The organism is Prescottella soli (assembly GCF_040024445.1).
In the GTDB taxonomy this organism is placed as follows: Bacteria; Actinomycetota; Actinomycetes; order Mycobacteriales; family Mycobacteriaceae; genus Prescottella; species Prescottella soli.
Window position 1 is genome coordinate 1,816,622 of the sequence record NZ_CP157276.1, and the last position, 20,831, is coordinate 1,837,452.

The window sequence follows — 20,831 nt, forward strand, 5'->3', positions numbered from 1 at the left end:
GTGACCGCGGCTCCACCAGGGATAATCGCCTCGTGACTGCAACCCTGCGCATCTCCGGCCTCTCCGCGTCCCGAGGCGAGCGCACGCTCTTCTCCGGACTCGATCTGACCATCGCCCCCGGCGACGTCATCGGACTGGTCGGCGCCAACGGAGCAGGCAAGTCCACGCTGCTGACGACGCTGGCGGGGGTCGGCAACGCCGACGTCACCGGCACCGTCACCCTGAGTCCACCGGACGCGACCGTCGGCTACCTGGCGCAGGAACCCGATCGCATTCCCGGCGAGACGATCCTCGAGTTCCTCGGCCGCAGGACCGGCGTCACCGCCGCCGAATCGACGATGAACGCGGCCGCCGAGTCGCTCGCCGACGGCGGCGAGGACCTCTACTCCCCCGCCCTCGACCGGTGGCTGGCGCTCGGCGGCGCCGACCTCGCCGAACGCGCCGAGCAGGTGCTCGCCGACCTCGGCCTCGACGTCACCGGGGACGCACACATGACGGACCTGTCGGGCGGTCAGGCCGCCCGGGCCGGACTGGCCTCGCTGCTGCTGTCCCGGTACGACGTGCTGCTGCTCGACGAACCGACCAACGACCTCGACCTGCCGGGCCTCGAGCAGCTCGAGCGGTTCGTCGGCGAGACCCGTACCGCGCTCGTGGTGGTGAGTCACGATCGAGAGTTCCTGGCGCGCACCGTGACCGCAATCGTCGAACTCGACCTCGCGCAGCAGCAGATCGCGGTGTACGACGGCGGATACGAGGCGTACCTGGTGGAGCGCGACGTGGCCCGTCGGCACGCGCGCGAGGAGTACGACGAGTACGCGGGCAACCTCGCGTCCCTGCAGGACCGCGCCCAGATGCAGCGCAACTGGCTCGAGCACGGCGTCCGCAACGCCCGCCGCAAGGCCAAGAACGGCGACTCCGACAAGATGGGCCGCAAGGCGCGCGCCGAGTCCACCGAGAAGCAGGCCGCGAAGGCCCGGCAGACGCAGCGGCGCATCGAGCGGCTCGAGGTGGTCGAGGAGCCCCGCAAGGAGTGGGAACTGCGGATGGAGATCGCGGCCGCGCCCCGCAGCGGCGCCGTGGTCGCGACGCTCAGCGGCGCCGTCGTTCGACGTGAAACCTTCACCTTCGGCCCGGTGAGCGCCCAAGTCGATTGGGGTGACCGGATTCTCGTCACCGGACCGAACGGCTCCGGGAAATCGACGCTGCTGCAAGTACTCCTCGGCAAGCTGACGCCCGACGAGGGCACAGCCACGCTGGGCTCCGGCGTCGCGGTCGGCGAGATCGACCAGGCGCGTGGACTCTTCGAAGGTGACGAGATGCTCGCCGAGGCCTTCGGCGCGCAGGTTCCGGACTGGCCCGAGGCAGACGTCCGGACCCTGCTGGCGAAGTTCGGCCTCAAGGGCCACCACGTGCTGCGGCCCGCGTCGTCGCTGTCGCCGGGCGAACGCACCCGGGCGGCGCTGGCGCTGCTGCAGGCACGCGGGGTGAACCTGCTGGTGCTCGACGAACCGACCAACCACCTCGACCTGCCGGCGATCGAGCAGCTCGAGCAGGCGATGGAATCGTTCACCGGCACGTTGCTGCTGGTCACCCACGACCGCCGGATGCTGGACACGATGCGCCACACCCGACGCTGGCGGATGGACGACGGCCGGCTCGGTCAAGACTGACTGGAAACCGGCCGTCGCCCCTCTGCTCTCAGCCGAGCAGGCCCTCCCCCAGGTACTCGCCCTCGCGGCATCCCGGCGGGATCGCGAACACCGCCGACCCGACGGGCGTCGACCACTGGTTGAACATGTCCGCCTCGGCGAGGCGCTGCTGCACCGGCACGTACTGGACGTCGACGTCCGCCTGGTAGGCGACGAAGATCAGCCCGGAGTCGGACACCCCGACACCGTCGGGGGCCTCGTCGTAGTTGTACGCGCGCCGTAGGAACCGCTCCCGCGGGGCCATCGGCCGCGCCCGCGCGATGTGCGAGAACTCGGGGATGATCTTCAGCGCACCGGGCCCGACCGCGTCGAAATCCGGTGTGTCGAACTCCGATTCACCGGTCAGTGGCGCACCGTCGGACATCCGGCGTCCCATCACCTCGTCACGGCCGGGACCGTCGAGCTCGTCCCACCCGTCAAGGTCGAGGTGGATGCGTCGGATGACGACCGACGTGCCGCCCGCCATCCACGACTGCTCGGCGCCGTCGTTCCAGACGACGTCCGTGAAGTCGCCGCTGCCGCCCTTCGGGTTGATCGTGCCGTCGACCTGCCCCATCAGGTTGCGCATCGTGGTGCCCTCGGGTTCGCTGCCCCGCGCGCGGCGGAACCCGCGCTGGACCCAGCGGACGGTCGTGGTGCCCCGCGCGTCCTTGAGTAGGACGCGCACCGCGTGCGCGACCGTGACCGGGTCGTCGGATCCCACCTGCAGCAGGATGTCGCCGTCGTTCCACCGCGGCTCGAGCTTGTCGATCTCGAACGGCGGCAGCGGCTTGCACCACGACGGTCGACGGTCCTCGAGGCCCGCGGCGCGGAACACGCCGGGCCCGAATCCGACCGTGACGGTGAGCCGGGCCGGGGCCGTCGCGAGTTCGGCCTCGGTGTCGGCGAGCGCGCCCCGCCCGGCGGTCAGCCGGGCGGCGTCGTCGGTCCAGACCCTCATCATCCGGACCAGCGCGGCGCGATCGGTCCCCGGCTTGAGATCGAGTCCGACGAACGTGGTGTGCGCGGGCGGCGGCGTCTCGATCCCGGCCTGGTGCTCACCGTGGAACGGAACGGTCTCCGCGACCACCTCGGCCTTCGCCGGTCGCGCTACGACCGCACCCGTGCCGAGGCCGAGGCCGACGCCGCCGATCGCGGCGGCGCCGACCCCGAACAACTGCCGACGGCTGATATCAGCCACTGTGCGCCTCACCGTGGTTCTGCATGTCGCCGTGGTCGGCGGCCGGCGCCGGGCTTGCGCTCGGGGCCTGGCTCGGGGCTTCGCCGTGCGAGCCGTAGTTCTCGCGAGCGCCGGTGAAGTCGCGGACCTGGGTCGTGACCTGCGTGGTGGCGCCGTCGGAGAACTTCAGCGTGAACGACACGTCGCTGCCGGCCTTCACCGGGGCGGGCAGGTCGAACAGCATGATGTGATCGGCGCCCGGCTTGAGCACGTACGTGTCATGAGCCTTGATGGTCATGCCTCCGTCCTTCTCTCGCATCTTCATCGCACCGGTGGCATCCGGCGCCATCTCGTGCAGTTCGACGCGCGGCGAGGCCGAGGAGGTAGCGGAGACGAGCGTGACGTCCTTGCCGGAGTCGTTGTGAATGGTGCCGAACATCGCGGTCATACCGGAGTCCGCCGCCTTCACCCACGAGTCCTGCACCGTGATCGATGCGGCGTCGGTCGCCTTCGTGTCGTCCTTCGAGTCACTGCTGCATCCCGCGAGGGTGAGTCCGGCCGCGACGGTGACGCCGATAGCGAGAACGCGGGTGCGGGTGAATGCCTTCATGTACGTGTGCCTTTCGTGTGCGGGCGCGCGGCAGCCGTCAGGCGCGCGGGCGCTGCCCGGCAGGTATGGCGGGCCGTCGGCCCGGGGAATCCCTCCGGCGCCGGAACTTTCCGACGGGAGGGCGCGCGTCGACGACGATGGCGTCGTGACGCGGTGAGGTGAGGGAACTCAGCAGAAGGCGGGAGGGCCCCGGCGCGCGATCGACCCGACGCACACGACCGCCGACACCGGCCGGACGTCGGCGACGGCCCGCGGCAGCGCGGGTTCCAGCCGCACCGGCAGAACGGTGAGGATCCTCGGCAGGATCCGGCGCAGCGCCGCGCAGGCCCGCGGACCGATCCGTTCCGCGGCGGCGATGAGCGCGGCGCACACGACCACGGCCGCAGAGTGCGCGAGGAGCATCGGCGCGGTCAGGTGCGAACCCGTGTGCATTCCGGCATGGGCGTCGCCGAGCGACAGCGCCGTGTGCGAGAGCACCTGGCCGGTCGCCAGCACGGGCACGAGCCACCGCCGACGCGTGGCGATGGTGGGCACCGCGATCACGGCCGCGGCGAGCACCGCCGCGACGCCGCCGAGCAGCAGGAGCGTGACACCCTGGGGCGTGCCGCCCCCGGCCAGTCCGTGCGCACCGATCGCAATCGCGATGACGGATCCGGCGACGGCAAGGCCACGCACTTGGCGTGCGAGCTCCTCACCTGGGCCGATCCGCATGCCCCGAGGTTACTACAGACCGTCGTATGGACTTCGTGTAAGCATCGCCGAACTTTTGCTTGGTTTGACAGACCGTTGGGTTTTTACAACGATCGATTGCATGAGCCCGGTGCGACGTGGGGCGAGTCTCCCCATCTTCAATCGCATCGCCGTGCTGCGCGCCGAACGCAAGATGAGCCGCGTGCAGCTCGCCGAACTGATCGAGGTGAACCCACAGACCGTGGGTGCGCTCGAGCGCGGCGACCACTACCCCAGCCTCGACCTCGCGTTGCGAATCTGCGCGGTGTTCGAACTGCCGGTGGAGGCCGTGTTCTCGCGCACCGAGTTCGGTCCCCTCAGCACCGAGCTGTATCGAACCGACCGATAAGGAGGCGTCGACGAGGATGGCTGACATCGGCCTGCTCGAGCGATACCAGGACTTCCGCACCCGACGGTTCCTCCGACACGAGGAGCAGTACCGGCACTGGCTGCCCCGCTGGCGGACACAGCGACGACGGCGCGCCCTCGTCGTCGTACTCACCCTGATCCTGCTGAGCATGGTCGCGGTGGGTGTCGTCTGCGTGAACGACATGAAGACCGGCCCGGTGCTGTGGATTCCGGTCTGCGTGGCGTTCCTGGTCACCTGGACCGTCCTGCAGATCGTCTCGGGACGTCAGGGCGACGCGCCCCGCGACGCCCTCGACGAGTGGGAGGTCCAGCAGCGCGACAGCGCCCGCTCCATCGGCCTGACCGTGACGCAGACGCTGACGTTCGTCCCGGCGATGTTCCTCATCGTCGCGGGCGCGCTCGATCTGGACATCGACCGCAGCAACCTCGTCTACTCCGCCGGACTCCTCGTCCTGACCACGCTCGTCATCGGCGCCTGCGCGCCCGCGATGATCCTGGCCTGGACACGCCCCGACCCCGATACCGACACCGACGACCACCAGGAGCTTGCATGACCGGCCAGACCCTCACATTCGACGGGATAGCGAAGCGCTACGGCGACGTCGTAGCGCTCGAGAACCTGAGCTTCGACGTCCGCCCCGGCGAGATCTTCGGATTCGTCGGCAGCAACGGCGCCGGCAAGACGACGACGATGCGGATCGCGCTGGGCGTCCTCGCCGCCGACAGCGGCGAGGTGCGACTCGGCGGCCGACCCGTCGATCTTGAGGTCCGTCGCTCGATCGGGTACATGCCCGAGGAACGTGGCCTCTACCCCAAGATGAAGGTGGGCCAGCAGCTCACGTACTTCGCCGAACTGCACGGACTTTCACGGAGCGAGGCCGAGGACTCGGCGCGCCGGTGGACCGAGCGCCTCGGGATCGCGGCACGCGTGGGCGACACCGTCGACTCGTTGAGCCTCGGCAATCAGCAGCGCGTGCAGCTGGCCGCCGCACTGGTGCACGACCCCGCCGTCCTCATCCTCGACGAGCCGTTCTCCGGACTCGATCCGGTGGCTGTCGACGTCATGAGCGACGTCCTCGTGGAGAAGGCGAACACCGGTGTCCCCGTGATCTTCTCGAGCCACCAGCTCGATCTCGTGCAGCGCCTGTGCGACCGGGTGGGAATCATCTCCAAGGGCCGGATGGACTCGATCGGCACCGTCGACGAACTCCGGGGCAGCGGCGACGTCCTGCTCGAGGTCCACGCCCCCGGGGCACCCGCAGGGTGGGCCGATCAGTTGTTCGGCGTCACGACCGTCAGCCACGACGGCGGCCGCACCGTGCTGTCGCTCGGCGCCAGCGCCGACGACCAGGCCGTGCTCCACGCCGCGCTGAAGACGGGACCGGTACACGAGTTCGCGGTCCGCAAGCCGTCCCTGACCGAACTGTTCCGAGAGGTGGTGTCCGCATGAGCGGCCACAACGGTCTCAGCCCGAGCCGCGCGATCGCGCTGGTCGCGCGGCGTGAGTTCCTGACCCAGGTGAGGAAGAAGAGTTTCCTCGTCAGCAACGTGATCGTCCTGATCGCCATCGTCGGCGCCATCGTCGCGGCGTCGATCTTCTCCGGCAGCGACGACGAGTCGCGCTCCAAGATCGGGCTCGTGGGCGACCAGACGTTGAGTGCCGCGCTGGTCGCGACCGGCGACGCGGCCGGGAACCCGGTCGAGGTGACCGAGGTCGGCGACGAGCAGACCGCGCGCACCCAGGTCGAGAGCGGCGACCTCGACGTCGCCGTCGTGCCGGGCTCCGGCGGCAGCGTCACCGCGATCACCAAGTCGGAGATCGACACGTCGCTGCGGATCGTGCTCGACGGCGCCGTCGCCGCACAGGCGCAGAACGCGGCGTTGGCCAGCCAGGGCGTGGACGCCGCGCAGCTGGCCGACGCGACCAGCTCCGCCGTCGTCACGGTCGACGCGATCGACCCGCCGGATCCCGAACGTGGACAGCGCATCGCACTGTCGATGGCCGTCGTCGTGCTGCTCTACATGCAGATCCTGGTGTTCGGCATGTACGTCGCGATGGGCGTCGTCGAGGAGAAGTCGTCCCGCGTCGTGGAGCTGCTGCTGTCGACGCTGCGTCCGCTGCAGCTGTTGTGGGGCAAGGTGATCGGCATCGGCGCAGTCGGCCTGGCGCAGCTGGCCGCGTACGGCGTCGTCGGTGTCGGCGCCGGCGTCGCAACCGGCGTCCTCACCCTGGGCGGCACCGCGTGGGGGACGCTCGTGGGCACCCTGGGCTGGTTCGTCCTCGGCTTCGCGTTCTTCGCAGTGCTCTACGCGGCGACCGGTTCGATGGTGTCGCGCCAGGAGGACGTCAACTCCACCGCGATGCCGCTCACCATCCTGGTCATGGCGATGTTCTTCTCCGCGTTCAGCGCGGTGCAGGACCCGGGCGGTTCGCTGTCGAACGTCCTGAGCTGGATTCCGCCGTTCTCCGCGATCCTCATGCCGCTGCGGATCGCCGCGGGAGTCGCCAGCGCGACCCAGATCGTGGGCACGATCGTGCTGATGCTGGTGGTCACCGTCGCGATGTCGGCCCTCGCCGCTCGCATCTACCAGCGCTCGATCCTGCGAATGGGCAAGACGGTCTCGTGGCGTGAGGCCCTCAGCCGGTAGCTAGGCTGGACCACGGCGGCCAATCCCTGCATGGGTGCGGTCGCCGTGGGCAATGCACGAGATGGAGGAAAGACCATGTCCCGCACCAGGATTTCTGCTCGGGAACTGATCGGTCGAGTGTTCGACGCCGACAGCTTCGTCTCGTGGGACACCGCCCCGCTCGACGTCTCCCCCGCCGCGCACTACCGCGCCGAACTGGACGCGGCCGCGGCCAAGTCCGGGGTCGACGAGTCCGTGATCACCGGCACCGCCCTGTTGGGCGAACGCCGCGTCGCCGTCATCGCGTGCGAGTTCTCCTTCCTCGCGGGCTCGATCGGTGTCGCCGCCGCCGAACGGATCGTCACGGCGATCGAGCGGGCCACCGCCGAGGGACTGCCGCTGCTGGCGTCCCCGACGTCGGGTGGCACGCGGATGCAGGAGGGCACGGTCGCCTTCGTGCAGATGGTCAAGATCGCCGCGGCCGTCGCCGCGCACAAGACCGCGCACCTGCCCTACCTCGTCTACCTGCGCGACCCCACCACCGGCGGCGTCTTCGCGTCGTGGGGATCGCTCGGGCACGTGACCATCGCCGAGCCGGGCGCGCTCGTCGGATTCCTCGGCCCCCGCGTCTACCAGGCGCTGTACGGCGAGAAGTTCCCCGAGGGCGTGCAGACCTCGGAGAACCTGTACAGCAAGGGGGTCATCGACGGCGTCGCCTCCGTCGAACAGTTGCGGGACCTCGTCGACCGGGCCCTGAACGTGGTGAGCGACCCGCCCGACGACACCGTCGCCATCCCGGATCTCACGGATCCGCACGACATCCCGGACGTTCCGGCGTGGCAGTCGGTGATGGTGTCACGCCGCGCCGATCGACCGGGCATCCGGGAGCTGGTGCGGCATGCCGCCGCCACCCGCGTGCCGCTCAGCGGCACCGGCCAGGGCGAGGTGGACTCGACGGTGCTGCTCTCCCTCGCCCGGTTCGGCGGGCAGCCGTGCGTGCTGTTCGGTCAGGACAGGGCCGGCCAGTCGGCCCTGAACACGATGGGGCCGGCCGCGCTGCGGGAGGCCCGCCGCGGCATGCGGATGGCCGCCGAGCTGCGCCTGCCGCTGGTGCTGGTGATCGACACCCTCGGTGCCGCGCTGTCCCGGGAGGCGGAGGAACGCGGCCTCGCGCCCGAGATCGCCCGCTGCATCTCCGACCTCGTCACCCTCCGCACCCCCACCGTGTCGGTGCTCCTCGGCCAGGGCACCGGAGGCGGCGCACTGGCACTGCTGCCGGCCGACCGCGTCCTCGCGGCCCAGAACGGCTGGCTCGCACCGCTTCCCCCGGAGGGCGCCAGCGCGATCGTGCACCGTGACACCACCCATGCGCCGCAGATGGCTGGGGCCCAGGGCATCCGGTCGCTCGATCTCCTGCGCGACGGGGTCGTCGACGCCGTCATCCCCGAGACACCCGACGCCGCGATCGAACCCGTCGAGTTCTCCCGGCGGGTCGGCTCCGCGATCGCCCGCGAACTCGCCGAGCTGCGCGACCTCCCCGGCGACGACCGGATGACCGCCCGCCTCGCCCGCTACCGGACCCTCGGCCTGCCGGGCCGCTGACTCCGCCGTCAGCGGCTAGGACGTCCCGGCCGTCATCGCCGGCACCATGACCGCCACGAAGACGGCGGTGTTGATCGCGTCGACAGCCTTGCGGACCGCCGCTCCCGCCCACTCCTCCTCGGCAATGTCCTTGGCGCGCTTACGGATCGCCTTGCGATCGGCGTCCGGGAACACCTTGGCGACGGCGTCCACGGCGGACAGCAGCGAGATGAGCGCCGCGGTGCGCGGATTCGGATCGAGTCCCTCGACGAGCACCTGCTCGAGGTCGCGTCGGACCCCGCGCTCGTGGCTCTCGTCGACCGCAGGCCAGGTCTTGCTCGGGAAGATGCCGAGGATCTTGCGTCGACTCTCGCGGACCCAGCCGCGGTCGACGACCCGTTCGAAGACGGCTTCCCGCATCTCGGTGTCGAGCTTCTCGATCGCGGTCTCGGGCTTCATCGGACGCCGGGACTCACGGATCACCTCGACGGCGCCGGCGAGGATCGGATCGCCGGGAGTCGCTTCCCGCCGGACGGCGAGGCGCCCCTTCTTCACGTCCTCCCCGTCCTCGGCGGGCGTGACGTACCCGTCGAGCGCCAGCTCCAGCAGGACCGCGCCGGCCAGCACCCGCGGAAGTCGCGTGCCGTCGACGACCGGTCCGCCGGACTCGTCGTCGAGCAGAAGCAGCAGCAGGTCTTCGGCGATGAGCGGCGTCATGTCCCCCACCGTACGGAGTCGCGATGTGGGATGGTCTCTGTCATGCCCGACGCCGGAGACGTCACAGCCGCCCTGACGGAGGTCGCCGACGCCGACGACGCGCGACAACTGCAGCGGTTCTTCAAGACCGGGCCGGGCGAGTACGGCGAGGGCGACGTGTTCATCGGCGTCCGGGTGCCCGCGGTCCGCACGGTGGCCAAGCGGTTCGTGGCGTTGCCGCTCGACGACGTCGACGCGCTCCTCGACAGTCCGGTGCACGAGCAACGGCTGACCGGCCTGCTCATTCTCGTCGACCGGTTCGCCCGGGCGAGTCGCGCCCGCGGCCGCGACGACAAGGCCCGCGAGCGCATCGCCGAGCGCTACCTGGCCGCCGTTCTCCGGGGCCGGGTGAACAACTGGGACCTGGTGGACCTGTCGGCGCTGCACATCCTCGGCGACTGGTTCTACGACCGGCCCCGCGACCCGGTGTTCGTACTCGGCGCCGACGAGGACCTGTGGCGGCGGCGCGTCGCCCTGCTCACCACGTTCGGCTTCATCCGGCGCGGGGACGCATCGACGACCCTCGAACTGGCGGCGCGGGTCCTGGGCGACCGCCGCGACCTGACCCAGAAGGCGACCGGCTGGATGCTCCGGGAGGTCGGCAAACGGGTGGACCGCGGCCTGCTGCTCGGCTTCCTCGATCGACACGCCGCGGAGATGGGTGCGACGGCACTGAGCTACGCCACCGAACACCTCGACGCGGACACCCGGGCGCACTACCGGCTACTCCGGAGTAGCTGACCCGTGCCGTTCACCGACCGTTCGGCACCGCCGGGCGCAGATTTCTGTTGTACGAGCCACAGCCCTCGCGCCATTGGGGTGCACGTCACATAGGGTGTCGTGTGCATCACAGATGCGTGGTCAGGACCCGAGAGGACACGAATCGATGAGCACCTTCGAGCACGCAGCAGGTTCGAACGTCGACGCCTACTCCAGCGCCTTCGAAGAGAGCGTGGAGCAGCCGGACAGCTTCTGGCTCGCCGCCGCCGAGGCCGTCGAGTGGGACACCGCGCCGACGCGCGCGCTGGACGACTCGAACGCCCCGATGTACCGCTGGTTCCCGGACGCCGCCCTCAACACGTGCTTCAACGCCCTCGACCGGCACGTGCGCGACGGCCGCGGCGACCAGGCCGCGCTCGTCTGGGACTCGGCGATGGTGCCCGCGCAGCGGACGTACACGTACTCCGAGCTGCTCGCGGAGGTCGCCCGGTTCGCCGGCGTCCTGGCCGAGCAGGGTGTCGTCGCCGGCGACCGCGTGGTGATCTACATGCCGATGATCCCCGAGGCCGCGATCGCGATGCTCGCGTGCGCCCGCATCGGCGCCGTGCACTCGGTCGTGTTCGGCGGCTTCGCCGCCAAGGAGCTGGCCACCCGCATCGACGACGCCCAGCCCGTCGTCCTGGTCACCGCCTCCGGCGGCCTCGAGCCCGGGCGCACCATCGAGTACCTGCCGATGGTCGACCAGGCGCTGGGGATGTCGGCGCACCCGCCGCACACCGTGATCGTGAAGAACCGCGAGACCATCCCGGGCACCGCCGCCGACTACCGCGATCGCGGCGCCGCGTGGTTCGACTGGGACGAGCTGGCCGCCGACGCGCAGGACGCCGGCCCAGTCTCGGTCGCCGCGACCGATCCGCTCTACATCCTCTACACGTCCGGCACCACCGGGAAGCCCAAGGGCGTGGTCCGCGACAACGGCGGGCACGCGGTCGCGCTCACGTGGTCGATGCGCAACCTCTACGACATCGGCCCCGGCCGGGTCATGTGGACGGCGTCGGACGTCGGCTGGGTCGTCGGCCACTCCTACATCGTCTACGCCCCGCTGCTCGCCGGCGCCACCACCGTCATGTACGAGGGCAAGCCGGTGGGCACGCCGGACGCGGGCGCGTTCTGGCGAGTGATCCAGGAGCACAACGTCTCCGCGCTGTTCACCGCGCCGACGGCGATCCGCGCGATCCGCAAGGCCGACCCGGAGGCGGTCGAGCTCGCGAAGTACGACATCTCGTCGATGACGACGCTGTTCGCGGCCGGCGAGCGCCTGGATCCGGACACCTACGCGTGGGCCACCGAGAAGCTCGGCGTCCCCGTGATCGACCACTGGTGGCAGACCGAGACCGGCTGGGCGATCTGCGCGAATCTGCGCGGGCTGGAACCGATGCCGATCAAGGCCGGCTCCCCCACCGTGCCGGTGCCGGGCTACCGCGTGGACATCGTCGACGGCGAGGGCACGCCTGTCCCCGCCGGCACCGAGGGCAACATCGTCATCGCGCTGCCGCTGCCGCCGGGCACCCTCGCCGGGCTGTGGCGCGACGAGGACCGGTACGTGAGGTCGTACCTGTCGACGTTCGACGGCTACTACCTCACGGGCGACTCCGGCTACGTCGACGAGGACGGGTACGTGTTCGTCCTGGGCCGCAGCGACGACGTCATCAACGTTGCCGGACACCGTCTTTCGACCGGCAGCATGGAAGCGGTCGTCGCGTCGCACCCCACCGTCGCCGAGTGCGCGGTGATCGGCATCCACGACGAGCTCAAGGGCCAGCGTCCCAGCGGGTACGTGGTGCTCAAGGCCGGCATCGAGATCGAGGACGACGTCCTGCGCAAGGAACTGGTCGCGATGGTCCGCGAGCAGATCGGCGCCGTCGCCACGTTCCGCGACGTCACCGTCGTCCAGGCGCTGCCGAAGACCCGCTCGGGCAAGATCCTGCGCAAGACGATGCGGCAGATCGCCGACAACGACGAGTACACCGTGCCGTCGACCATCGAGGACCCGTCGGTCCTCGAGGACCTGGAGAAGCTGCTCCGCGGCTGACCGTCACGCCCGTGAGCGGAGGTCCGCGGCGAGTTGTGTGACGGTTTCAGCCGCGCAGGTGCGGTTGTCGCCGACCCCGCCGGACGCGCCGCGTTTCGCCCAGCCGACGACGTACAGCCCCTCCACCGGTTCGCCGGTCTCGTGCGAGATCACCTGTCCCCGATGGTTGGGAACGACCCCGCGTTCGTCGAGTGGGACACCGTCGATCCGTTTGGTGGTGAATCCGGTGGCGCATATCGCGGAGTCCGCGGAGAAGGTCCGACCGGCGGTCGTGGTGACCGTGACGGCGCCGAGGTCGGTCGAGGCGAGGGCGAGGTCGGCCACCTCCTGTCCGAACGACAGGACGATGCGCAGTGGACCGGTGGTGTCGGCCGGCCGGGCGTGCACGCCGCGGACGTCGGCGCAAGGCAGGCGCGACAGCTCGCGGAGCAGTGAGCTGTCCGCGCCGGGCCGGGGCGCGCGGCCGGTGCGGTCGATCAGCACCTCGGTGTGCTCGAGGTCGAGAAGCTCGAAGAACGCGGACGGAGTGAACGAGGCGTCCTCGGGAGCCGACCGCGACAGGACCACCAGTTCTCCGATCCGATCACTCGTAGAAGCCCGGTGGCGCGTCTTCGCGACCCACCGGACCACATCGAACGCGACGTTTCCCGCGCCGATCACAACGCATGTTGGTCCGGCAGGCGCGGGGTGGACACCCGGGGACCCGCAGTTCTCGGCGACCAGGATGTCGATGGCCTGGTGGATGCCGCCGCCGGCGTTGGTGGGTCCGACTTGGCGCGGCTGCGAGGCTCCGCAGGCGAGAATGACCGCGTCGAATCTCGTTCGGAGTTCGTCGATCGATATGTCCATGCCGACTTCCGTGTCGGGAACGATCGTGACGCGGTCGTCGCCGAAGGGTACGTCGAAGAGTCGGATCATGTCGCGCACGCCGACGTGGTCGAGGGACACGCCCCGGTGCAGGAGGCCCCCGACGGTGTCGTGCTGCTCGTAGACGGTGACACTGATCGACGTCGATCGCCGCAGGAGTTCGCGAACCGTGTACATCGCGGCCGGCCCCGACCCCACGACGGCGATCGCGAGTCTGTCACTCGGGCTCGCCAGCGGCAGCTCGACGAGGGCCCGCGGCCGGGTGCGCGGCGTGGCGGGAGCCTGCGCGAAGAACTCCTTGTTACGGGTGGCGTACAGGCGCTCGGCCTGGGTCAGCGCATGGTCGGGTTTGATCGCCGAGGCCGGGCAGGCGTCGACGCAGGCGGTGCAGTCGATGCACGAGCCGGGGTCGATGTGGAGCGTCTCGGCGGCGTCGAAGCCGTCCTCCCCGGGGGCGGGATGAATGCAGTTTTGCGGGCACACCCGCACACACGAGGCGTCCTTACAGCAATGTCCCAGGATGACGTGGGCCACGACGACTCCTACTCAGAGAAGGTTCGACTTTCGGTAGATCCACCGGGCGCCGAAATTCAGCAACCCTTCTCTGCTCAGAAATTCGATGAACGGCTCCGCGGCCTTCCGGAACATCATCCGATGATGTTCGTTCGCGTCGATATTCGACCTCACGACATCCCAGTCGAGGCCGAGGTCGTCGTACACCCGGCGATTGATCAAACTCTTCGTGATGAGGTGCGTTCCCGTCGCGATGAGCAGGGTGCTCACGAATCGCCTGAAACGGGACAGACCGATCAATCGATCACGGATCTTCCGACGCGCAAACGCCATGTGCCGGGACTCTTCGACAACGTGGATGTACGCGGCGCGGCGAATGGGTGCGGCGACGTCGCCGCCGGTCATCCAGTCACGCTGCATGACGTCGAAGATCTCTTCACCGGCGAGGACGATTCCGTACGCCACTTCGTCCCAGACGATGTGTCGGAACACCCAGCCGAAGAAGTCCAGCATGCGGTCACGCGGATAGAAGTGTGATCCGATGCTGTCGATGGCGTTGACGAACATCAACGAGTGCAGGTTCTCGTCCGCGCATTCGTTGAAGAGGAACTTGACGTCCGGCCGTGCCGGATTCGCGCTGTGGCTCGCCCTCAGCAATGCCACCTGCAAACCCACCTCCAGCCAGATGCCGACGCCCAGGAACTGCGCTACTTCGCTTCTGGTGAGGCGGACGCGGTCAGACCCGGACATGCCGTCCCACAACGGGGTGCCGAAAAGGGGTGACCACTGCGGTGTCATGCCATGACGTTCGTCGTCGCCCGGTTCGGGCCGGTAGACCAGCGGACTCCTCGACTCGAAGGACAGCCGCTGAGCAGAATCCAAAAGGGCCTCGAACAGTGCGTCGCTTCCGGAAGCTCCCATCCCTCCCTCTTCTCAATTCGGTGGCGATTCGAGGCACCCGCTCTGCGCGACAGCACCCCGAACGTGTGGCTACATGCTCGCATGAGTGGCGGGCCGGGAATCCCGGTATCCACATACCGACCGGGGCTCGTCACCGCGGACTGTCCGGTTGGTGACCTTCGCGTGGAATCGTCTCCACAACAGGTCGTTCGAGGGGTGTTCGGCATGTTCGAGACAACTTCTTCACGAATGCGGGAACGCTGGAGCGTCCCGCGGGCAATAGACAGTGTGAGTATCGAAACCGACAGCGACACCGACACCGACATGAGAGGGCCACGGTTGGAAGCCGCGGACTGGCATGACCTCTATACCGCTCACGCACAGTCGCTCTACCACTATGTCGTGCGCCGGGTAGGCGAATCCTCGGCCGAGGACATCGTCGCGGACGCCTTCCTGGAAACATGGCGAATTCGTGATCGGTACAACTCGAACGTCGCACAGAGTCGATCGTGGCTGTTCGGAGTGGCGACCAACAAGATTCGCCACTACTACCGCGCGGAGGCGCGCCGACTGAAGGCCTCGGCGAGGAACATCGCCGCGGAAGCGTCGACTGTGTCGAACGACCCTGCAGATCTCGTCCGGACACTGGATTCGCAACTGGCACTTGCTCTGTCGAACCTGCGGCTCGAAGAGCGCGAAGTAATACTGCTGGTCGCTTGGGCTGAGCTGACACCGTTGGAGATCTCGAGAGTGCTGGATCTACCACCAGCCACCGTGCGCACGCGGCTCTTCCGCGCGCGGACAGCACTCAAGCGATCGTATCCCCAGGTCCTGGACAGGCCCTGAGATGAAGGAAGAGAACATGAACGAGACGATCTCCGACGAGCAGCTGGACGCCGATCTGCGGCGACTGGGAGGGGAAGCGCCCGAGCTTCCCGAAGGCCTCGCCGCACGGATCGACAATCTGATGATCGACCACCGGATCGACAACTTGATGACCGAATCGAAGCCGCCGAAGTCTCGTGTGTGGATCGCGGTTGCGGCCGCGGTCACCCTCCTCGCGGGCGGAGCGGTGGTCGGAACGTCAGTCGTGTCGACCAAGACCGGCGCCGAGTCCGTTGCCGGACCAACGGGTGAGTCGCCCCTGGCCGGCGATCCCGCGCGGATGTCCGTTGATGCCCTGCTGCTCGCGTCGTCCGAGAAGTTGGCGAGTGCACCGTCGACGCCGGCCGCTTTCACCTTCGTCGAGGAGCATGCGTGGTGGATGGCGTCCGGCGATAGCGAGCGTGGACAATTCGCATACCTGGGCGAGAACGTTCTCCGGACCTGGATTCCAGCCGACGCGAACGGCGAATGGCTGCAACGGCGTTCAGTGTCGCCGAATCGGCAGTGGATCACGGGCAACGAAGAGATCGCTGGAGAGCTGGCGTTCGGATCGGGATGGCCGGAGGGGGAATTCCGCGGTCGGCGCGGACAGTTCTTCCCAACTGCAGGTGACGACGGGACCGACGGCGCGGTGCCGGCGTCCTTCGCCAACCCGACCGTCGAGTACCTCGACGGACTTCCCGACGACCCGACGGCACTGTACGAGAAATTGCGATCCGAATCTGGGAGCGACGCACAGTTGCTGTCCGACGTCGCTTCGGGTCTGCGCAGCGGTCTCGTGAGCAATCAAGTAACCAGCAGCATTTATCGTGCGCTGGTCACACTGCCGACGTTGGAGATCACCGAGGGGCAGGCCAACCTCGACGGACGGATCGGAACCGCGGTCGGCGTCGTCGACGGCGGTCGGCGCACCGAGATCATCATCGATCCCGTCACTGGCGAGTTCATCGGCCAGCGTGTCGTCACTCTCGACGGGTACGACGGCATTCCGCCCGGTACGGCTGTGGAGTTCAGCTCGGTCACAAGATCGGGTGTCGGCGCGGCGGGGGAAACGCCCGGCTCCGGGACGCGATAGCCGCAATCGTCCTATCCGGCACCCCACGACGCCGCAACGGCATCCAGCTTTGCGTGCACGACTGGACCGGCACGACGAGCACAGAACGGAACGGCCCCGATCCCGTACTGCCCGGGACCGGGGCCGTCGACAGCGCGGGCCACAGCCCCCAGGTGTTCCGCCCGAGAACCCGGAGCTTCTCCCCGACAGCGTTCAACTGCCGACGACCCTTCGTTCCCCAGCCGGCCGTCGATAGCCGATTCCGTCAGATCGAGCGATTCTCCGACGTCGGCTCCGGTGACACCCACCCGCTCGCGGCACTCACCCTGGTCGCTCACGGAATCGGCTGGGACACCCGAATGGTCGACCCGAGGCAAAGCGACCATGAATCGTCACCAATCGGATAATACGTAAAAACCTCGCCAAACTATCTTTAAGTTGATTTCCAGAATCCGCAGGTCAAAGGGTTCAGGGCGCTTGACCATCACGGTAAGATCACGGTACGTTTACGACACAGGAAAAGACGCACCAACGATTCGTCACCATTGTTTCGAATTGTCCGAAATGGGCGATGATCGCCCGGTCGACCGAGGTCGACCGGAACCCATCCGCGCCTGTCCCTGCTCGCATGCTCGTCCGCGCTCGTCCGTGCTCGTCCGTGCTCGCCCAAAAGGGGGAACGTTGTCCGTAGTCGCCACTCCGTCCGTCCATGCCCTCCTGCGCGAGTTCGTCGCGAACAGCCCCCGTCGCCACTACCTCCCCGACACCGAGGGCATCGAATTGTCGAACCAGGCCGCACTCGTGCGCGAGGTCGCGGTCACGGTCCAGGCATGCCTCGAAGCGGACCTCGCTGCGCTGCGCGCGTACGAACCCGACGACGGGTCCGGCGTCCGCGTCGTCGCGGCCATCGCCCAGTACGACGAGATCCTCCGCACGCTGCTCGACACCGCACCACTGATCGAGGCCGGTCGGATGAGCACCGTCTGGACGCTGCTCCGCTCCGCAGCCGACCGACTCCGGATCCTCACCGGACTGGAATCCGCACGCGGAAACGACGTCGCGCGACACCTGGCGACCTCGGCGACGCACGCCCGCGCCCGGTTCGCGGCGGCGGCGACCGCCGAGGACATCGACCTCGGCCTCCCCCGCGCGATCGGTCCGACAGGTACCGGTTCGCCCGTCCCCGTTCCGGCGCTGCCCGCGCCGCCACCCGCGGTCGCGAACCTGATCGAGGACATCGACCTGGGAGCAGCGACGGGCCGCGACGCCTCGACGCACGAAACCGACTACGACTACATGGCCATGATCGGCAGCTGCCAGCTCCGCCTCGTGCTCGAGATCATCCGCGCCGCAACTGACTCGCTGTGCGAGATCGCCGATCCCGCGGCCGGTGGCGACTTCTGGGCCGAGAAGGCCGGCGACGTCCGCGAGGCCGTCGCGTTCGCCTGGGACTGCGCTTAGCCCGGCTCGTCTCTCAGCCCCGCACGCGCGGCGGTTCGAGATCGACCAGAACGCAGCGGGCACCCGAGAAGATCGTCGGCATGCACTTGTTGCAGTGGATGCACAGCGACTTCGTACGGGACTCGGCCTGGATACGGTTGAGCAGGTCGGGCTCGCGCAGCAGGGCACGCGCCATCGCGACGAACTCGAAGCCCTCGGCCATCGCGGTGTCCATGCCGGCCTTGTCGGTGACGCCACCGAGCAGCACCAGCGGCATCTTGACCGCGGCTCGGATCTGACGCGCCTCCTCGAGCATGAACAGCGGCTCGTAGGGATACGTCTTGATGAACGCCTTGCCCACCATCTGCACGCCGAGCTTGACCGGCTGCGGCATCGCGTTCGCGAAGTCGCGGACCGGCGCGTCGCCCTTGAACAGGTACATCGGGTTGAGGAGCGAGCTGCCCATCGTCAGTTCGAGCGCGTCCAGGCTGCCGTCGGCCTCGAGCCACTGCGCGACCTGGATGGCCTCGTCGACCCAGAAACCGCCGGGCACACCGTCGTCCATGTTGAGCTTGGCGAGGACCGCGATCCGGTCGCCCACCGCCTCGCGCACGGCCCGCGCCGTCTCCAGCACGATCCGGGCCCGGTTCTCGAGCGATCCGCCGTAGTTGTCCTTTCGCTTGTTCAGCTTGGGGCTCAGGAACGAGCTGGCGAAGTAGTTGTGGCCGAAGTGGATCTCGACGGCGTCGAAGCCGCCCTCGATCGCGAACCGGGCCGCGTCGGCGTGCGCCTGAGTGATCCGCGCGATGTCGGCGGCCGTCGCGGCGTGGATCTTCTTCATGCTCATCGGGTTGAACGACGCCGACGGCGCCAGCGCCGGCAACCGGTTCGACTTCTCGTTCGCGACGGGACCGGCGTGACCGATCTGCGCGGACGCGGCCGCACCCTCGGCGTGGATCGCGTCGGTGAGCCTGCGCAGACCCGGCACCACCTCGGGCCGCATCCACAGCTGACCGCGCTCGGTACGCCCCTCGGGTTGCACCGCGCAGTACGCCACGGTCGTCATGCCGACCCCACCCGCGGCCGGCTGCCGGTGGAACTCGATCAGCGCGTCCGTGACGAGCGCCTCGGGCGTCCGCCCCTCGAACGTCGCGGACTTGATGATGCGGTTGCGCAACGTGATCGGGCCCAGCTTGGCCGGTGCGAACACATCAGGAGTGGCGATCTCGGACACCATGGTTCCTTCCGTCGAGGAGAGGCCGAGGCTATACCGGAGCCAGCGGTATCGAAAGTAGGGGTGTCCACTGACTGGGAATCGTCTCCACTCCGCTACACGGGGTGTTCACCCGGCACGGATGAGGCCACCGCACCGACCCGTGGTGTTCATTCAGGAGGACCGGTCGAACCAAGCAGACGGGACGCAGGACGATGACTGTTCAGGACTCGGAACGGACGAACAACCGATACGACCTACCGGGCGGATTCCCGACACCCGACACGGCAGCGCGGGCCCGTGACGACGCCGACTTCCAGCGAGCGGTCACCGCATACCGGTTCTGGTATCCGACGGTGTCGGCCGAGGGGATCTTCAACGGCAACCGCGAGGCCGGCATCGCCGACAACGAGGCCGTGGGCATCGCGTCGACCGGCCCCCTGCAGGTCGGCTTCACGCTCAACTCCGACACCCCGTACGGCGCCGCCGCACTCGATCTGACCGACGGGCCCATGGTGATCGAACTGCCCGCCGGCCCCTACATCGGCCTCGTCGACGACCACCACCAGCGGTGGGTGATGGACATGGGCATCCCCGGCCCCGACGAGGGCAAGGGCGGCAAGCACCTGGTGCTGCCGCCGGGCTACGACGGCGACGTGCCCGGCGGCTACCACGTGGGACGGTCGAATTCGTTCACGGTGCTGATGGCCATCCGTGCACTCCCGGTGGGCGGAGACATCGACCGTGCCCTGAATGCGCTGCGCGAGGTAAAAGTTCATCGACTCGGGACAACCGAGTTCCTCGAGTTCGTGGACATCACCGACAAGCCGCTCGACAGCACGTGCCTGCGGTGGGAGGACGGCGTCCAGTTCTGGGAGGTGCTGCACCGGATCCTCGATCGCGAACCCGTGGTGGAGGAGTTCCGGCCGATGCACGGCCTGCTGGCAGCGCTCGGCATCCGCAAGGGGGAACCGTTCGCGCCGGACGCGCGGATCACCGCGATCCTCGAGCGGGCGGCGCGCGTCGGCCGGGACCAGATGCTGGTGTCCGCCTTCGCTGGAACTCGCCCCGACCAGGTCGCGTGGCCCGACCGCGCATGGGAATGGGTGGGGCTGGTCCCGGACAACGCCGACTTCGAGACGCCGACCGGACTCGATCTCGAGGCCCGCGACCGCTGGTTCGCGCAGGCCATCGTCGCGTCCCCGGCGATGTTCCGACGGCAGGTGGGCGGTGGCTCGCTGTACTGGCTGGCGGCGAGGGATGCGGACGGCCGGTACCTCGACGGCGGCGTCGACTACACGCTCACCGTGCCGCAGCCCGTCCCGGCCGGGCTGTTCTGGTCGCTGACGGTCTACGACGCCCAGACCCGCTCGCAGGTCCAGGCCGATCAGGGCCGCGCGGCCCTGCGCTCGCTCTTCGAACTGCCGCACGACGGTTCGGACTCGGTGACCCTGCACGTCGGCCCGAACGCTCCTGCCGGAGCGGAGGGCCGGTGGGTGCAGACGGTCCCCGGGCGGTCCTGGTTCGTCTACCTCCGGATCTACGGCCCGCAGGAGAGCGCGTTCGACGGCACCTGGCGTCCGGGCGATTTCGTCCGGCGCTGAGC

General features: G+C 68.9%; 19 protein-coding genes. 12 read left to right on the plus strand and 7 right to left on the minus strand.

What is annotated here, in order from left to right; genetic code table 11:
• Positions 1–32 precede the first annotated feature (32 nt).
• Positions 33–1,670, plus strand: coding sequence for an ABC-F family ATP-binding cassette domain-containing protein (locus ABI214_RS08545; RefSeq protein ID WP_348608688.1), 1,638 nt, complete (start codon positions 33–35; stop codon positions 1,668–1,670).
• 28 nt (positions 1,671–1,698) lie between these two features.
• Here the strand turns inward: ABI214_RS08545 and ABI214_RS08550 are convergent, their stop codons facing one another.
• The 3 genes from ABI214_RS08550 to ABI214_RS08560 form a co-directional block, all read right to left on the minus strand.
• Positions 1,699–2,889 (minus strand): Dyp-type peroxidase, encoded by a 1,191-nt coding sequence (locus tag ABI214_RS08550; RefSeq protein ID WP_348608691.1) that lies wholly within the window; start codon positions 2,887–2,889, stop codon positions 1,699–1,701.
• The gene (locus ABI214_RS08555) at positions 2,882–3,478 is read right to left on the minus strand and encodes a copper chaperone PCu(A)C (RefSeq protein ID WP_348608694.1); all 597 of its coding nucleotides are present in this window, start codon (positions 3,476–3,478) and stop codon (positions 2,882–2,884) included. Before ABI214_RS08555 ends, ABI214_RS08550 begins: the two co-directional genes overlap by 8 nt.
• 168 nt (positions 3,479–3,646) lie before the next feature.
• Positions 3,647–4,189, minus strand: coding sequence for a hypothetical protein (locus ABI214_RS08560; protein WP_348608697.1), 543 nt, complete (start codon positions 4,187–4,189; stop codon positions 3,647–3,649).
• A 100-nt stretch (positions 4,190–4,289) separates the two neighbouring features.
• Here ABI214_RS08560 and ABI214_RS08565 point away from each other — a divergent pair, with 100 nt between their 5' ends.
• The 5 genes from ABI214_RS08565 (at position 4,290) to ABI214_RS08585 (ending at position 8,806) form a co-directional block, all read left to right on the plus strand.
• On the plus strand, positions 4,290–4,556 hold the full coding sequence (locus ABI214_RS08565) for a helix-turn-helix transcriptional regulator (RefSeq protein ID WP_348608700.1): 267 nt from the start codon (positions 4,290–4,292) through the stop codon (positions 4,554–4,556).
• A 16-nt stretch (positions 4,557–4,572) separates the two neighbouring features.
• On the plus strand, positions 4,573–5,130 hold the full coding sequence (locus tag ABI214_RS08570; protein WP_348608703.1) for a hypothetical protein: 558 nt from the start codon (positions 4,573–4,575) through the stop codon (positions 5,128–5,130).
• A complete protein-coding gene (locus ABI214_RS08575; RefSeq protein ID WP_348608706.1) occupies positions 5,127–6,026 on the plus strand; it encodes an ABC transporter ATP-binding protein in 900 nt (299 codons plus the stop codon). Before ABI214_RS08570 ends, ABI214_RS08575 begins: the two co-directional genes overlap by 4 nt.
• The gene (locus ABI214_RS08580; protein ID WP_348608709.1) at positions 6,023–7,225 is read left to right on the plus strand and encodes an ABC transporter permease; all 1,203 of its coding nucleotides are present in this window, start codon (positions 6,023–6,025) and stop codon (positions 7,223–7,225) included. The genes ABI214_RS08575 and ABI214_RS08580 overlap by 4 nt, the downstream gene beginning before the upstream one ends.
• 75 nt (positions 7,226–7,300) lie before the next feature.
• Positions 7,301–8,806, plus strand: coding sequence for a carboxyl transferase domain-containing protein (locus ABI214_RS08585; RefSeq protein ID WP_348608712.1), 1,506 nt, complete (start codon positions 7,301–7,303; stop codon positions 8,804–8,806).
• 15 nt (positions 8,807–8,821) lie between these two features.
• Here the strand turns inward: ABI214_RS08585 and ABI214_RS08590 are convergent, their stop codons facing one another.
• The gene (locus ABI214_RS08590) at positions 8,822–9,502 is read right to left on the minus strand and encodes a GOLPH3/VPS74 family protein (RefSeq protein ID WP_348608715.1); all 681 of its coding nucleotides are present in this window, start codon (positions 9,500–9,502) and stop codon (positions 8,822–8,824) included.
• Between the two features lie 42 nt (positions 9,503–9,544).
• Between ABI214_RS08590 and ABI214_RS08595 the strand changes: the two genes are divergently transcribed.
• Both ABI214_RS08595 and ABI214_RS08600 read left to right on the plus strand, forming a co-directional pair.
• A complete protein-coding gene (locus tag ABI214_RS08595) occupies positions 9,545–10,282 on the plus strand; it encodes a DNA alkylation repair protein (protein WP_348608718.1) in 738 nt (245 codons plus the stop codon).
• 145 nt (positions 10,283–10,427) lie between these two features.
• Positions 10,428–12,353, plus strand: coding sequence for a propionyl-CoA synthetase (locus ABI214_RS08600; RefSeq protein WP_348608721.1), 1,926 nt, complete (start codon positions 10,428–10,430; stop codon positions 12,351–12,353).
• A gap of 3 nt (positions 12,354–12,356) precedes the next feature.
• Here ABI214_RS08600 and ABI214_RS08605 read toward each other — a convergent pair whose 3' ends face one another.
• Together ABI214_RS08605 and ABI214_RS08610 are read right to left on the minus strand one after the other, a co-directional pair.
• Positions 12,357–13,754 carry an FAD-dependent oxidoreductase gene (locus tag ABI214_RS08605; RefSeq protein WP_348608724.1) on the minus strand — a complete coding sequence of 466 codons (1,398 nt, stop codon included), beginning with the start codon at positions 13,752–13,754 and terminating at the stop codon, positions 12,357–12,359.
• 12 nt (positions 13,755–13,766) lie between these two features.
• On the minus strand, positions 13,767–14,654 hold the full coding sequence (locus ABI214_RS08610; protein ID WP_348608727.1) for an AurF N-oxygenase family protein: 888 nt from the start codon (positions 14,652–14,654) through the stop codon (positions 13,767–13,769).
• 267 nt (positions 14,655–14,921) lie between these two features.
• Between ABI214_RS08610 and ABI214_RS08615 the strand changes: the two genes are divergently transcribed.
• The 3 genes from ABI214_RS08615 to ABI214_RS08625 all read left to right on the plus strand — a co-directional run bounded on the left by ABI214_RS08615 (position 14,922) and on the right by ABI214_RS08625 (position 18,033).
• Positions 14,922–15,479 (plus strand): RNA polymerase sigma factor, encoded by a 558-nt coding sequence (locus ABI214_RS08615; protein WP_348608730.1) that lies wholly within the window; start codon positions 14,922–14,924, stop codon positions 15,477–15,479.
• 16 nt (positions 15,480–15,495) lie between these two features.
• Positions 15,496–16,593: a CU044_5270 family protein gene (locus ABI214_RS08620; RefSeq protein ID WP_348608733.1), complete on the plus strand. Its 1,098-nt coding sequence runs from the start codon at positions 15,496–15,498 to the stop codon at positions 16,591–16,593.
• 660 nt (positions 16,594–17,253) lie between these two features.
• Positions 17,254–18,033, plus strand: coding sequence for a hypothetical protein (locus ABI214_RS08625; RefSeq protein WP_348608736.1), 780 nt, complete (start codon positions 17,254–17,256; stop codon positions 18,031–18,033).
• A 13-nt stretch (positions 18,034–18,046) separates the two neighbouring features.
• On the opposite strand, the gene ABI214_RS08630 is transcribed toward ABI214_RS08625, so the two are convergent.
• Positions 18,047–19,249, minus strand: a complete 1,203-nt coding sequence (locus ABI214_RS08630) for an NADH:flavin oxidoreductase (protein WP_348608739.1) — start codon at positions 19,247–19,249, stop codon at positions 18,047–18,049.
• Between the two features lie 191 nt (positions 19,250–19,440).
• Between ABI214_RS08630 and ABI214_RS08635 the strand changes: the two genes are divergently transcribed.
• Entirely contained in the window at positions 19,441–20,829 is a 1,389-nt protein-coding gene (locus ABI214_RS08635; protein WP_348608741.1) for a DUF1254 domain-containing protein, read from the plus strand.
• The last annotated feature ends 2 nt before the right edge of the window (positions 20,830–20,831 follow it).